The sequence below is a fragment of the Stenotrophomonas sp. STEN083 genome (assembly GCF_056759195.1).
This window is the reverse complement of record NZ_JBRRCU010000042.1, coordinates 1-14,196: the sequence shown is the minus strand read 5'-3', so window position 1 is coordinate 14,196 and position 14,196 is coordinate 1. Positions and strand designations below refer to the sequence as shown.

11 protein-coding genes and 1 riboswitch are annotated in these 14,196 nt (G+C 63.7%); of the genes, 5 read left to right on the top strand and 6 right to left on the bottom strand.

The genetic code is table 11. The annotated features are described in order from the left end of the window. Positions 1 to 3: 3 nt before the first annotated feature. Positions 4 to 1,626 carry an esterase/lipase family protein gene (locus ACVOK8_RS13005; RefSeq protein ID WP_303748919.1) on the top strand — a complete coding sequence of 541 codons (1,623 nt, stop codon included), beginning with the start codon at positions 4 to 6 and terminating at the stop codon, positions 1,624 to 1,626. A 13-nt stretch (positions 1,627 to 1,639) separates the two neighbouring features. Then, positions 1,640 to 2,623, top strand: coding sequence for a T6SS immunity protein Tli4 family protein (locus ACVOK8_RS13000; protein WP_481567182.1), 984 nt, complete (start codon positions 1,640 to 1,642; stop codon positions 2,621 to 2,623). Between the two features lie 158 nt (positions 2,624 to 2,781). On the opposite strand, the gene ACVOK8_RS12995 is transcribed toward ACVOK8_RS13000, so the two are convergent. Next, complete coding sequence (locus ACVOK8_RS12995) at positions 2,782 to 3,144, bottom strand: VOC family protein (protein ID WP_481567181.1); 363 nt, start codon at positions 3,142 to 3,144, stop codon at positions 2,782 to 2,784. 141 nt (positions 3,145 to 3,285) lie between these two features. Between ACVOK8_RS12995 and ACVOK8_RS12990 the strand changes: the two genes are divergently transcribed. Next, on the top strand, positions 3,286 to 4,050 hold the full coding sequence (locus ACVOK8_RS12990; RefSeq protein WP_481567180.1) for an SDR family oxidoreductase: 765 nt from the start codon (positions 3,286 to 3,288) through the stop codon (positions 4,048 to 4,050). Between the two features lie 129 nt (positions 4,051 to 4,179). Here ACVOK8_RS12990 and ACVOK8_RS12985 read toward each other — a convergent pair whose 3' ends face one another. From ACVOK8_RS12985 to ahcY, 4 genes are all read right to left on the bottom strand, one after another. Beyond that, the gene (locus tag ACVOK8_RS12985; protein WP_481567179.1) at positions 4,180 to 4,635 is read right to left on the bottom strand and encodes a GyrI-like domain-containing protein; all 456 of its coding nucleotides are present in this window, start codon (positions 4,633 to 4,635) and stop codon (positions 4,180 to 4,182) included. Between the two features lie 66 nt (positions 4,636 to 4,701). After that, the gene (locus ACVOK8_RS12980; RefSeq protein ID WP_481567178.1) at positions 4,702 to 4,917 is read right to left on the bottom strand and encodes a DUF4287 domain-containing protein; all 216 of its coding nucleotides are present in this window, start codon (positions 4,915 to 4,917) and stop codon (positions 4,702 to 4,704) included. Positions 4,918 to 4,978: 61 nt separating this feature from the next. Beyond that, positions 4,979 to 5,779, bottom strand: a complete 801-nt coding sequence (locus ACVOK8_RS12975) for an aminoglycoside adenylyltransferase family protein (RefSeq protein ID WP_481567177.1) — start codon at positions 5,777 to 5,779, stop codon at positions 4,979 to 4,981. Positions 5,780 to 6,106: 327 nt separating this feature from the next. After that, on the bottom strand, positions 6,107 to 7,567 hold the full coding sequence (ahcY, locus tag ACVOK8_RS12970; RefSeq protein ID WP_481567176.1) for an adenosylhomocysteinase: 1,461 nt from the start codon (positions 7,565 to 7,567) through the stop codon (positions 6,107 to 6,109). Positions 7,568 to 7,599: 32 nt separating this feature from the next. Continuing rightward, a riboswitch (S-adenosyl-L-homocysteine riboswitch) is annotated at positions 7,600 to 7,718 on the bottom strand. Between the two features lie 116 nt (positions 7,719 to 7,834). Between ahcY and ACVOK8_RS12965 the strand changes: the two genes are divergently transcribed. Together ACVOK8_RS12965 and ppc are read left to right on the top strand one after the other, a co-directional pair. Then, a complete protein-coding gene (locus ACVOK8_RS12965; RefSeq protein WP_481567175.1) occupies positions 7,835 to 10,336 on the top strand; it encodes an alpha/beta hydrolase family protein in 2,502 nt (833 codons plus the stop codon). Between the two features lie 270 nt (positions 10,337 to 10,606). Continuing rightward, on the top strand, positions 10,607 to 13,318 hold the full coding sequence (gene ppc, locus ACVOK8_RS12960; RefSeq protein ID WP_481567174.1) for a phosphoenolpyruvate carboxylase: 2,712 nt from the start codon (positions 10,607 to 10,609) through the stop codon (positions 13,316 to 13,318). Between the two features lie 179 nt (positions 13,319 to 13,497). Here the strand turns inward: ppc and ACVOK8_RS12955 are convergent, their stop codons facing one another. Beyond that, complete coding sequence (locus tag ACVOK8_RS12955) at positions 13,498 to 14,010, bottom strand: acyl-CoA thioesterase (RefSeq protein WP_481567173.1); 513 nt, start codon at positions 14,008 to 14,010, stop codon at positions 13,498 to 13,500. Positions 14,011 to 14,196: the final 186 nt, after the last annotated feature.

Genomic DNA, 14,196 nt, shown 5'->3' with positions numbered 1-14,196 from the left:
CGCATGGAAGAGAAACAGGATGTTGTGCTGCCCAGCGGAGACTGGGACGAGGATGGGCGGCCGGTCGCACGTGCGCGGCTTACCCAGGTCAAGGACAAACGCGACAAGGTGGTCGAGGCCGATACCGATGCGGTGATTCCGGTGATCTTCCTGCCCGGCATCATGGGCACCAACCTGAAGTCGACGGTCACCGGCGATCCGGTATGGCGGCCACCGAACACGGACGGTGTCGGCGCGGTGCTGGGGGCGATCGGGCAGATGTTCGTATTCCTGTTCCGTGGCGCTGCCACGCGGCAACGCTTGTTGAATCCGTTGACGTCGGAAGTGGATGACCGCGGTCCGCTTGATGCGGAGAAGACCATTCCCGAGACGCTGGCGCGCGAACGTGGTTGGGGCCAGTTGATGCGCTCGGCCTACAACCCGGTGATGGCGGAGATGCAGCGCAAGCTCAATGACCTGATGTCGGCGGGCAAGCTGCAGCCGTGGTGGGCCGAAGATGGCGCCCGCGCGCCGGCCGAGTATGGCGAGATGGTCGGCGGCAACGCCGCGCTTACCCTGGAGCAGGCCAAGCACGCCGCGCACTACCGCTTCGAGGTCTGGTCCGGTGGTTACAACTGGCTGCAGAGCAATCGTCTGTCGGCGCAGGACATCGTCGCGCGCATCGATAACGTGATCCTGCCGTATTACGCCACGCGCGGTATCAATGCGCAGAAGGTATTGCTGGTCACCCACTCCATGGGCGGCCTGGTGGCACGCGCGGTGTCGCAGGTTTCGAACTATGGCAAGTTGCTGGGCGTCTCGCATGGGGTGATGCCGGCAACGGGCGCAGCAGCTACGTATCACCATTGCCGTGCTGGCTATACCGGTGTTTCGAGCATCATCCTGGGCCGCGATGCCGGCGAAGTGGTGGCGATCCTCGCCAAATCACCCGGTGGCCTGGAGCTGCTGCCCGCTGCGGATTACAACGAAGGCAAGGCCTGGCTGGAGCTGGGCGACAAGGGCCCGCGTCTGCCGGTTGGCGCAGATCCGTACAACGAGATCTACCTCAACACCAAATGGTATGGGCTGGTTCCCGAAGCCAATACTGGTCTGCTCGATCCGAGCGCACCGGCGCCGGCGGCGGCATCGGCACGCGAAGAAGAAGATGGCCCGGCGCTGACGCCACGTACCGGCTTCCAGATCAATATCGAAGGTGTGCGGGACTTCCACAAGGACATCGAGCGCAAGTACCACAAGCCGACCTTCGCGCACTACGGTGATGATGCCAAGCAGCTTGCCTGGGGTGATCTGGGCTGGAGCGGTGGCAGCATGACCGGCGTGGATTCGGTGACGCCGGTATCGGACAACCACAACGGCAAGATCAAACTGCAGGACGCGGTTGGTGTGATCAAGCTGGAGATTGCCGATCCCGCCGATCCTGGTGATGGCACAGTCCCGGCGTGTTCAGGTGCGGCCCCCAAAGCTGAGGTCACTGGATGTTTCCGCCAAGGCAGTTTCGGCACCGGGCAGTACGCGCTGAAAGGAAAAAAAGGCTATGACCATCAAGGCAGCTACAACGACGAGCGCACCCGCTGGGCAACCCTTTACGCCGCAGTGCGGTTTGCGCAAAGCGCGGACTGGGCGTGAGGCGTTGCATGCGATGACGCGGCGGCCGCTGTTGCATGGCGTGCTGGCTGCAGTACTACTGACCTTTGCCTCGGGCGGCGTTGCCGGCGCGGCACCGAAACGACAGGGAAGCGAGATGAAGACTTTGTGCGTTGGCCGATTCCTGCTGGATGTGCCTGCTGCGACCTCGATCCAGCCTGGTTACGTGTATGCACGCAAGAAGGTGGAGACGACTACCGGTGTATCGGCCGAAGCGTTCCGTCAGCGCGTGGCTGCGCGCATCGCTGCGCTGAAGGCGGCGCGGCATCGTGCGGGTGAGTCCATGTCGGTCAGCGAAACGCGTATTGACGATGATGCGGTGCTGGTGACGTCCTGGCTCAGCGAAAGCAGCCGCGCCGGTCACCGCCAGGAGCTTTACGTGCTGGACCCAACGCACAACGTGCAATACCTGGTCAGTGGTGAGACCGAGGCCGCGAAGTTGCCGGCCGCGATCGAGAACTACCGCGCCTTGCGTCCGAGGATCAGCTACCGCGATCCCAATACCATTCCGACCACCGCGGGCTTCTGCGTCGACTCGGGTTTCATAGCGGGCAATCGCATCAACAGCGAGGAGATGACCATCGGCCTGCGTCCGCGTGCGCATCCGGGCGCGCGCATGACCTTGATGTCGTATGTCACCGGCAAGCCTGATCAGCCATTGCTGCAGCGTGCCTCCGATCTGCCGCCGGAGTATGCAGCCGCCGCAGCGCGGATGCGCAATCTGCGCCGTGGTGAACGCAACGTAGGGCCGATTCAGGGGCAGGAGATTCTTGCCCATGCAGAAGCTGACGGGGGCAAGATGTATGCCTTCCTGTGGGAATCGCAGGGGCGCGCGGAGTCCTTGCAGTTCCCATTCCTGTCGCTGCAGCTGCTGACCGAAGAGAAGGCCGATGCACCGGCATTCCGCGATGATGCCCAGGCGCTGGGGCTGTGGGATCAAGTGCTGGGCAGCCTGCGCCTGCGCCCGGGGGCAATCTGAGTTTCTCTCGATTGTGGGAACGGCGTAAGCCGTGAAGCAGATGGCGCTGGAGCTTGCAGGTATTTGTGCCATCTGCAGATGTACCAGCTTCGCGGCTTACGCCGCTCCTACAACAGCCCCGGTAAGCGTGCTCCAGGGCCCAGCATCCTGACGAGCCTTCAAAGCTCCTGCCCAAACATGATCCTGTGGCCGTCGATGGTGCGCACTCCAAACTCACGCATGCCCCACGGCTTGTCAGCGAGCGGCTGGGTGAATTCCGCGCCCGCCGCTTGGTACTCATCAAACAGACTGCTGGCGTCTGCCACGGTTATGTAGCCATACCAGGAGTGATCACCAAGCGCATGCGGCGGCGTAGCGTCGATGCATTCGCCCAGCATTATCCGGAAGCTGCCGCGCGACATGAAACTCCAGCCGGGCGCAGTGAAATCCATTTGCAGGCCAAGCACTGAAGCGTAGTAGTCAGTGGACTTTGCCAGATCCTGCACAGCGAGGGTAAAGCGCACATCGGTGAAGTCGCTCATCTCATTTCCTGCGGTGTGATATCAGCCATCGCGCGTGGACTCCGGTTGCAGCTGTTGGACCTTGGCTTTGGTGTCCGAATCTGGCGGGCAATACTGCCGCCATGGATGCAGCATGCAGCTCCCTTGTCGATTGGAGCTTACATGAAGCAGCTACATGGAAAGGTTGCGATCATCACCGGTGCCAGTTCCGGTATTGGCCGTGCTGCAGCAGTGTTGTTCGCCGCAGAAGGCGCGGCCCTTGTGCTGGGAGCGCGGCGCGCTGCCGAGTTGGATCGGCTTGTCGCGGAGATTGCCGGAAGTGGCGGCAATGCGGTGTGTCTGCCGGGCGATGTCTGCGAAGAGGCTTATGCAAGGGCCTTGGTCGATTTGGCCTTGGACCGGTTCGGTCGACTGGACGTGGCCTTCAACAATGCCGGCACGATGGGGCCATTGGGGCCGACACCCGGGCTGGCGCTGGCCGATTGGCAGCACACGTTGGATACCAACCTCACCGCGATGTTTCTGGCCGCCAAGCATCAGGTTCCGGCGATGCTGCGCGGCGGCAGTGGCAGCCTGATATTCACTTCAACCTTTGTCGGGCATACGGTGGGTTTCGCCGGTGCTGCGGCCTATGCGGCCAGCAAGTCCGGCATCATCGGGCTGACGCAGGCATTGGCGTCGGAGTTCGGGCCGCAGGGGCTACGGGTGAATGCCTTGTTGCCTGGCGGTACCGATACACCGATGGCTCATGAAATGAATGGCTCGCCGGAAGCGATGGTGCAGGTGGCGCAGTTGCATGCACTGAAGCGTATTGCCGATCCACGCGAGTTGGCGGCGGCGGCGATGTTCCTGGCCTCGGACCAGTCTTCATTCATGACCGGCGCGGCGATGCTGGTGGATGGTGGGGTGTCCATTCATCGCGGTTGATGCCGGGGACGCATGCGAAACGGGCGCCGGGCGGCGCCTGCTCGCTTTGCTTGGCCGGAGTGCATGGAGCTGCTGAAACTCCCACACTCCCAGAACAGGAGTCGGTGAGCAAGCTGCCTGTCTTGCCGATCAATGGATCGGGATATGCAGTTCCATCTGCGCTGCCGGATCGAACGGATCGTCAAAGCGTGCGTCGTAGCGCTCCAGGTCAACGCCGTCTTTTGCCTGTAGGCCGTGATCGGCCAGCAGGTGATCGTAGATTGCCTTGAACGTTGCGCTGATCTGCGGCGCAGTGCCAGTGTGGGTATAAACGGCATAGCGTTGCGCGGGAACCTGGACGCGGACCATGCCTTTCGGGATGACCGCTTCCTCACTCACCTCGAAACCGGTGATGTAGCGCAGCGTGCGGTCGGCCTGCGGTATGCAGACGCCGTAGCTGACGACTGGATCGATTTTGCCGGTGACTTCACTCTCGCGCGGGATGAAGCGTTGCCAGAGTTCGGCATAGCCATCTTCGCCTTCGCGGAAGATTGCTTCCATGCCAATGACGTTGAAGGCCGGGCGCTCGATGAGGGTGGGTTGCATGTTGGGAGTTCTTGTCCGGGAGGTGCTGGCGTGTTGCTGTCGCGTGGGGAGCTTGGTATGCGCCTGTCAGCTTCCGCTCTGCGCCCGCTGGTAAGCGACCAGTGCGTTGGCATGACCGTGGCCGATATCGTGTTGTTCTTTCAGGAAGGCCACCTGTTCCATGTGCTTCTTGTCCTTGACCGTCTCCAGCTGCTGCAGCCAGTGCTTTATCGGTTTGCCGTAAGTCTTCTCGATGGACGGGAAATACGATGCCGGACCTTGGACTTTTTCGTTGCTGGCCATCTGCGTTTCCAGGAAGGAGGGAAGCTGGGCAATGATGCGGCAAAGGTCGCTTGTTGGCGACTCAGCTGTTGTCCGCCGGCAGGATCTGGGTGATGCGCACCTTGGCTGCGTGAATGAAAGCGGCCAATGAAGCGGCGGGCCAGAGGGGAGGGCTGTCGGTCGGCGCGAGATACTCCTGCCTTGCCTGCCTGATAACGGCGTGATGCTGCTCCGGTAGATGCTGCAGCAGCCACTCCGCGGCGACATCCTTCGGCGCAATGCTTCCGGTCTGTGCGCTGTACCAGATGCGTGCCAATGTGAGCACGATGTTTGCTTCCTCGCCGTGCCAGTCGTCTGCGGTGTTCCATAGCGTCAGGGTATCTGCCAGTGCCCGCTGGAAGTCGCGCTCGGGCACGGAGGGAAGTAGTTCCATGAGGGCTGGGCCGTACAGGGCGATGCTGTGCTGACGGGCGTTGCTCAGGAGGATGGCGAGGTCGGGGTCCGGCGTGGGCGGTTCCAGGATGCCGGCAAGGATGTGCTGGCGCAGCCATTCGCCGAACTGCAGCTCGCGCCGTGCTGGATGACGCCAGGGCTTCACTTCGGCCTGCGCGATTACCGTCGCTTCCAATGCGCGCAGTGTTGGATGCCGGCCAGGCGGTGCCGAGATGGCCAGCAGCTCGCGCTGCAGTTGTCGCAGGGTGGCAGTGTCGGGATGCTGGGCCACGATCACCAGCAGGTCGATATCGCTGAGCGGCTTCAAACCACCGTCGAGTGCGGACCCGTAGAGGTAAATGGCCATGAGGTTGGCTGCCAGCTGCTGCCGGATCACGCCGCAGGCGAGGGCGAGCTGGGCGGTGATGGCATCGGGGACAAGTGCAGTCATGGCGGCGGCAGGCAATCGTGTTGGGGCGATTGTGCCGCAAACAGAACGGGCGCCTTGCGGCGCCCGTTCTTTGCAAAGCTGCCCTCACCCCAACCCCTCTCCCGCAGGCGGGAGAGAGGCTCAAGCTGTAGTGCCGAGCCATGCTCGGCAGGGGCTTTACCTGCTGAAAGCTGCCCTCACCCCAACCCCTCTCCCGCGGGCATGAGAGGGGCTCAAGCTGTAGTGCCGAGCCATGCTCGGCAGGGGCTTTACCGGCTAAAGCTGCCCTCACCCCAACCCCTCTCCCGCAGGCGGGAGAGGGGCTAAGGCACAGCAGGGCAAAGCAAATCAGTAGCGGTAGTGGTCCGGCTTGAACGGGCCGTCGACCGGCACGCCGATGTAGTCGGCCTGTTCCTGGCTCAGGGTGGTCAACTTCACGCCGATTTTCTCCAGGTGCAGACGGGCAACTTCTTCGTCCAGCTTCTTCGGCAGCAGGTACACCTTGTTCTCGTAGCTGTCCTTGTTCGCCCACAGGTCGATCTGTGCGAGCGTCTGGTTGGCGAACGAGTTGGACATCACGAAGCTCGGGTGGCCGGTGGCGCAGCCGAGGTTGACCAGGCGGCCTTCGGCCAGCAGGAAGATCGCGTTGCCAGCTTCACCGTTAGCAGCTGGGAAGATGTACTTGTCCACCTGCGGCTTGATGTTGACGTGCTGCACGCCCTTGTAGCCCACCAGCGCATCAACCTGGATTTCATTGTCGAAGTGACCAATGTTGCAGACGATGGCCTGGTCCTTCATCGCGCTCAGGTGCTCGATGCGGATGATGTCCTTGTTGCCGGTGGTGGTGACGTACAGGTCAGCACGGCCCAGGGTGGATTCGATGGTGTTGACCTCGAAGCCTTCCATCGCGGCCTGCAGGGCGCAGATCGGGTCGATCTCGGTGACCACCACGCGCGCGCCATAGGCACGCAGCGAAGCGGCGCAGCCCTTGCCGACGTCGCCGTAGCCGCAGACCACGGCAACCTTGCCGGCCAGCATCACGTCCATCGCGCGCTTCAGGCCATCGGCCAGCGACTCGCGGCAGCCGTAGAGGTTGTCGAACTTGCTCTTGGTGACCGAATCGTTGACGTTGATCGCCGGGATCAGCAGGGTGCCGGCCTGGGCCAGCTGGTACAGGCGGTGCACGCCGGTGGTGGTCTCTTCGGAGACGCCCTTCCAATCCTTGACCACGCGGCCCCAGTAACCCGGGCGCTCGGTTGCAACGCGCTTGAGCAGGTTCTTGATGACCTGTTCTTCGTGCGAGGAAGCCGGCTCGTTGACCCAGTTGCTGCCGTTCTCGAGCTCATAGCCCTTGTGGATCAGCAGGGTGACGTCGCCACCGTCGTCGACCACCAGCTCCGGACCGGTCAGGGTTCCGTCGGCCAGGGTGAAGGTCAGCGCGTCCAGGGTGCAGTCCCAGTATTCTTCCAGCGACTCGCCCTTCCAGGCGAACACCGGCGTGCCGGTGGCGGCAATCGCGGCGGCAGCGTGGTCCTGGGTCGAGAAGATGTTGCACGAGGCCCAACGCACTTCGGCGCCGATGTCCTTCAGGGTCTCGATCAGCACGGCGGTCTGGATGGTCATGTGCAGCGAGCCGGTCACGCGCACGCCCTTCAGCGGCAGCTCGGCCTGGTACTTGCGACGGATCGACATCAGGCCCGGCATTTCGTGCTCGGCGATGTCCAGTTCCTTGCGGCCCCAATCGGACAGCGAGATATCGCGGATCTTGTAATCACCTTCCTGCGAGAAGGTAGTGGCAACAGCGTTCATTTAGAGCTCCGGTGTGGTGCGAGCAGGCTCGCGTTCGCCGGGCGCCGTTGTTGCGTGAAAGCCGTCCGAGCCTGGCCGTTTGGGAAGTCCGTGCAAGAACACGGGCTGTAGTGGACGGGTCCACCCAACGGTCGCAGCGCCCCTCGGAACGGGTCGCTCAGTATATCGCGGCGACGTGCCCACGCCGCGGGCCCAACCAAAGGCAGGGGCCATGAGCGCAAGGGATTGTTAAGTTGGGGGATTGTTTCTGTCCAATAGGAATGCGCCATGAACCTGTCTCCCCACCGCCGTCGCCGCGCTTCGGCCGCCTTGGTGCTGTGCGCCGGCCTGCTGCTGGCGGTACCGCCGGTCATGGCACTGAGCCCGCCGCCGGCGCTGAAGGGCGCCCAGCAGGGTGAGGGCTACCGGCTGCCGTCGGCCGCGCTGCAGGCGGTGGTGGACGCTCCACGCGCGCCCAGCCTGTACCTATCGCCCAAGCGCGACCTGACCGCGCTGCTGCAGACCCCGGCGCTGCCCTCCATCGCCCAGGTGGCGGCCCCGGAGCTGAAGCTGGCTGGTCTGCGCATCAATCCCAGGACTGTGTCCGACAGCCGCTTCTCGTTCGGCAGCAAGTTGTGGCTGGCCTCCACCAGCGACGGCAAGGAGCGCCAGATCAGCGGTTTGCCGCAGCCGCTATCGGTGGCCTCGCTGGCATGGTCGCCGGACCAGAAGTACCTGGCTTTCAACCAGCTGAACCCGGCTACCGGCAGCAATGAGCTGTGGCTGGTCGATGTGGAGACCGCCAGTGCGCGGCGCGTAGCCGAGCGCCTGAACAGCATCGTCGGCAACGGCTATGCGTGGCTGCCGGGTAGCGATGCACTGTTGGTCATGCAGCGTCCTGCCGGGCAGGGTGAGCCGCCGCACGGCGACGGTGTCCCGACCGGGCCGGCCGTACAGCAGACCGAGGCCGGGCAGGGCGTGCGCACCGTGCGCACCTACCAGGATCTGTTGAAGAACGAAGACGATGCGCGTCTGTTCGAGTACTACATGCAGGCACAGCCGGTACGGGTGTCGATCAGCGGTGACAGCAAGCCGGTTGGCGCGGCGGGCATCTATCTGGGCCTGTCGGCCTCGCCCGATGGCAAGTACCTGTTGAGCCAGCGCGTGCAGCGGCCGTTCTCCTATGCGGTGCCGGTCAGCCGCTTCCCGCGCCATATCGAAGTACTGGATGCGCAGGGCAAGCTGGTGCACACGGTGGCGCGCCTGCCGCTGGTGGATGGCCTGCCGACCGGCAACGATGCAGTGCCAACCGGTGTACGTTCGATCAGCTGGCGGGCCGATGCACCGGCCGCGCTGGTGTGGGCCGAAGCACAGGATGGCGGTGATCCGTCGCGCGAGGCCAAGGTGCGCGATGCGGTGATGATGCAGTCGGCGCCGTTCGACAGGCCGCCGGTGACGCTGGCACAGCTGGGCTCGCGTTATGCCGGCGCAACCTGGGCCAATGGCGAGCTGGCGCTGCTGGATGAGTACTGGTGGAAGAGCCGGCAGGTGAAGCAGTGGAAGATCGCTCCGGATCACTTGGATCAGGCCGCGACGCTGCTGGTCCAGCGTTCGGAAGACGACCGCTACAGCGATCCGGGCGAGCCCTTGCTGCAGATGGATGACGGCGGCCGTTCGCGCCTGCAGCTGAGCGCTGATGGCAAGGGCTTCTATCGCATTGGTGACGGCGCATCGGCCGAAGGTGATCGTCCGTTCCTGGATCGCGTTGACCTGGACAGTGGCAAGAGCGAGCGCCTGTTCCACTCGCAGGCGCCGTATTACGAAATGCCGCTGGGCATCATCGAAGGCGAAGCAGGTCGCATCCTGACCTATCGCGAATCCAACGACGTACCGGCCAATCTGTATGCGCGTGGCTTGGCTGCTGATGCCAAGCCGGTCGAGCTGACCCACTTCGCCCATCCGCTGCCGCAGCTGCGTGGAGTGAAGAAGGAGCAGATCCGTTACAAGCGTGCCGACGGTGTTGAACTCACCGCCGACCTGCTGCTGCCGCCTGGCTATGACCCGAAGAAGGATGGCCCGCGCCCGCTGCTGATGTGGGCTTACCCGGCCGAGTTCAAATCTGCCGCCGATGCAAGCCAGGTCAGCGGCTCGAAGTACCGCTTCAACGCCATCAGCTACTGGGGCCCGCAGGCATTCCTGGCCAAGGGCTATGTGGTGCTGAACAACCCGACCATGCCGATCGTCGGCGAAGGTGACACCGAGCCGAACGACACCTACGTGCAGCAGCTGGTTGCCAGTGCACAGGCAGCAGTTGATGAAGTGGTGGAGCGTGGTGTCGCTGACCGTGAGCGCATTGCCGTTGGCGGGCACTCCTATGGCGCCTTCATGACCGCCAACCTGCTGGCGCATACGCGTCTGTTCAAGGCCGGCATTGCGCGCTCGGGCGCGTACAACCGCACGCTGACGCCGTTCGGCTTCCAGGCCGAGGAGCGCAACTACTGGCAGGCGCAGGATGTGTACCAGAAAATGTCGCCGTTCAATTACGCCGACAAGATCAAGGACCCGATCCTTTTCATCCACGGCGAGGACGACAACAACTCCGGAACCTTCCCGATCCAGAGCGAGCGCATGTTCGCCGCGGTGAAGGGTTTGGGCGGCACTTCGCGGCTGGTGATGCTGCCGAACGAATCGCATGGCTACCGCGCACGCGAATCGATCATGACCATGCTGGCCGAAAGCGAAGACTGGCTGGACCGTTGGTTGGGTGCCGAAGCAGGCAAGAAGCGCTGATGTGTTGTTGCTGCCCCTGCGCCTTAGGCGCAGGGGCAGCAATGTAGTGCCGAGCCATGCTCGGCATGGGGCATTACCGGTAACGCCTCTGCCGACCATGGCTCGGCACTACAGGTCTACGGATGACTGATCCGGTGCGCCTTTCTGTCCAAAAGGACAGCCGCCAGACAATATTCAAATGCAACTGTTTCAGGTTTGGTGCACTGCAAAATTGTGCCGATTTTTGCGGTAGGCTTGACGGGTTTCCGCTCTCCAGGCTCTACGTCTTAGATGAACGAGTACCGCAGCAGCGTTGTCTTCGCCACCCCCGACCTGCCCTTGCGCGACGATGTGCGCCGCCTCGGCACGCTGGTTGGTGATCTGATTTCCGAACAGGTATCGCCCGGCTTCCTCGACGAGGTCGAAGACGTGCGTACCACTGCCATTGCACGCCGCGAAAGCCAGGCGCCGTTGACCCAGCTCAGCACCCAGCTTGCCGGCCGCGCACCGCGCGATTCCGAAGCGCTGGTGCGTGCTTTCAGCACCTATTTCCAGGTGGTCAACATCGCTGAGCGCGTGCATCGCATCCGTCGTCGCCGTGACTACCAGCGCGCAGGTACCAAACGTCCGCAGCCGGAAGGGCTGCATGACGCCTTGCTTGCGCTGAAGGCGCAGGGCGTGACGCCGGAAGAACTGGCGCAGTGGCTGCCGCAGATCGATATCGAACCAGTGTTCACCGCGCATCCAACTGAAGCTGTGCGCCGTGCGCTGCTGGAAAAAGAACAGCTGATGGTTGCTGCCTTGGTCGACAACCTCGACGGCCAACGTACGCCCGGGGAGCAGGCCGCCGATGCGGCGCGTTTCCGCATGGCCTTGACCGCATCGTGGCAGACCGCCGATTCCTCGCCGGTGCGCCCAACCGTTGATGATGAGCGCGAGCATGTCGGCTTCTATCTGACCCGCGTGCTGTACCGGGTAATCCCGGTGTTCTACGAATCGCTGGAACAGGCGCTGCGCGACACCTGGGGCCGAACCTTGCCGTTGCCGCGCCTGCTGCGCTTCGGCACCTGGGTCGGCGGCGACATGGACGGCAATCCGAACGTGGACGCAGGCACCATCACCAGCACCTTGAACGCACAGCGCAGCGCAGTGCTCGGCCTGTACCTCAAAGACATGGTGGCATTGGCCAGCCTGCTCAGCCAATCGACCGAACTGGTTGGTGTCAGCGCGGAGGTGCTGGCGCGTGTGCAGGAATACCAGCAACTGCTGCCGCAGGTGAAGTCGCGGCCACGTCACGCCGACATGCCGTACCGCCTGCTCAACGATCGCATGCGCGCGCGTTTGCAGGCCACGCAGGAAGACGCGCCAGGCGCGTATGCATCGCCGGAAGAATTCATCCACGACATCCAGCTGATCCTCGACAGTCTGGATGCCAACAAGGGTAAGCACGCCGGCTGGTTCTCGGTGCGGCGTCTGCTGTGGCGCGTGCGCACGTTTGGTTTCCATCTGGCGCGCTTGGATGTGCGTCAGGAATCCAGCGTGCATTCGCGCGCGCTGGCCGAGGTGCTGGGTGGGCAGGATGCGTTCGATGCCTTGGATGACGTCGCACGTGCGCAGCTGCTGTCGCCGTATGCCGCCGGTACCGAAGTGCTGGCGCGCGGCGAGGATGAGGCCGGGCAACGCCTGGACAAGGTGTTCGCTGCATTGGCTGACGCGCGTCGACGTCACGGTGCCGATGCCTTGGGCAGCTACATCATCTCGATGGCGCATGATCGCGGCGACGTGCTCGCAGTGCTGGCGCTGGCGCGGCGGGGGGGGCTGCTGGATGCCGATGGCGCAGTGCCTCTGGATATCGCGCCGCTGTTTGAAACTGTGGACGACCTGCAGCGAGGTACTGCAACGCTGCGGGATCTGCTTGCCGATCCGGTCTACCGCGCCCATCTGGCCGCGCGTGATGACGTGCAGATGGTGATGCTCGGTTACTCGGACAGCGGCAAGGACGGCGGCATCGCCGCTTCGCGCTGGGGTCTGCAGCATGCACAGGTCGAACTGCTGGAAACGGCAGCCGAGTTCGGCGTCAAGCTGACTTTCTTCCACGGTCGCGGTGGTTCGATCAGCCGCGGTGGTACCAAGACCACCCATGCGGTCAACGCCTCGCCACGTGGCAGCATCGGTGGGCGTCTGCGCGTCACCGAGCAGGGCGAAGTAATCCATCGCAAGTACGGCATCCGTGCGTTGGCGTTGCGCTCGCTGGAGCAGTCTGCCGGCGCTGTATTGCGCGCCAGCCTGCGGCCGCGTGCCGCCGAGCCGCGCGAGGAGCAATGGAAGCCGGTGATGGCGTTGGTCGCCGAGCAGAGTTCGGCGGCGTATCGCGCCTTTGTTGGCGATGCGCAGTTCATGAACTACTTCCGCCAAGCTACCCCGATCGATGTGATCGAGCGGATGACGCTGGGTTCACGGCCATCGCGGCGCTTGGGTCAGGATGCGGCGCTGACCAATCTGCGTGCGATTCCGTGGGTTTTCGCGTGGAGCCAGGCGCGCGCGGTGATTCCGGGGTGGTTCGGCGTCGGCAGTGGCCTGCAGGCCGCTGCTGATGCGGGGCATGAACAAACGCTGCGCGAGATGGCGCACGACTGGCCGTTCTTCGAAACCTTCCTCGACGATATGTCGATGGTGTTGAGCAAGGGTGACATCCATATCGCCGAGCAGTTCTCCAAGCTGGCAGGGCCGTTGCATGAGCAGTTCTTCCCGCTGATCCGTGAGGAACTGGCGCTGACCGCACATTGGGTGAAGCGCTTGAGCGGACAGCAGGAGTTGCTGGAGCAGGACCCGCGACTTGCCTTGTCGATCCGCCTGCGCAATCCCTACATCGACCCGATCAGCATCCTGCAGGTGGATCTGCTGCAGCGCTGGCGCGCGAGTGACCGCGAGGATGAAGGCCTTCTGCGTGCACTGGTAGCCTGCGTGAACGGTGTATCGCAAGGTGTGCAGAACACCGGTTGAAGCCTTTCCTGTAGTGCCGAGCCATGCTCGGCAGAGGCCTTACCGGCAATGCCAAAATGTAGTGCCGAGCGATGCTCGGCAAGGGGCTCTACTAGTAACGCCCCTGCCGAGCATGGCTCGGCACTACGGATATCGGATGGATTGCCAGCTTCGCGGCTTACGCCGCTCCTACAACCTTCCTACACCGACAAATCCGCTTCACCCGACGGATTGCTTTGCAGCAGCTCCAGATGCCGCTGCTCCATCTCCTGCCGCAACTGGCGGCGAATCTGTGCGGCGGCGAAGCGTCGCTTCTCATCGCTGGTTTCTGGCTGCAGTGAGGGAACCGGGGTCGGCCGGCCATCGTCGTCCACCGCCACCATGGTGAAGAAGCAGCTGTTGGCATGGCGCACCGCGCCCTTGCGGATATCTTCGGCAACGACCTTGATGCCGACTTCCATTGACGAGTTGCCGGTGAAGTTGACCGAGGCCAGGAAGGTGACCAGTTCGCCGACGCCAATTGGTTGGCGGAAGGTTACCTGGTCCACAGACAGCGTCACCACGTAATTGCCGGCATAGCGGCTGGCACAGGCGTAGGCGACCTGATCGAGCAGGCGCAGGATCGCACCGCCGTGGACCTTGCCGGAGAAGTTGGCCATCTCCGGCGACATCAGGACGGTCATCGACAGCTGGTGGGCTTTGTGTTCGCTCATGGCGGTTGCTGCGGTTGCGGGAAGAGCAGGCTACACCGTAGTGCCGAGCGATGCTCGGCAGGAGCCTCACCCGTAGTGGGGGGGGGGCGGGCGGGGGGCGCGGGCGGCGGGGGGGGCGGAGGCGGCCCCGGGCGCGCGGGGCGCGGCGGGGGGGGGGGTGGGTGGGGGGGGCCGGGCGGGCGCGGC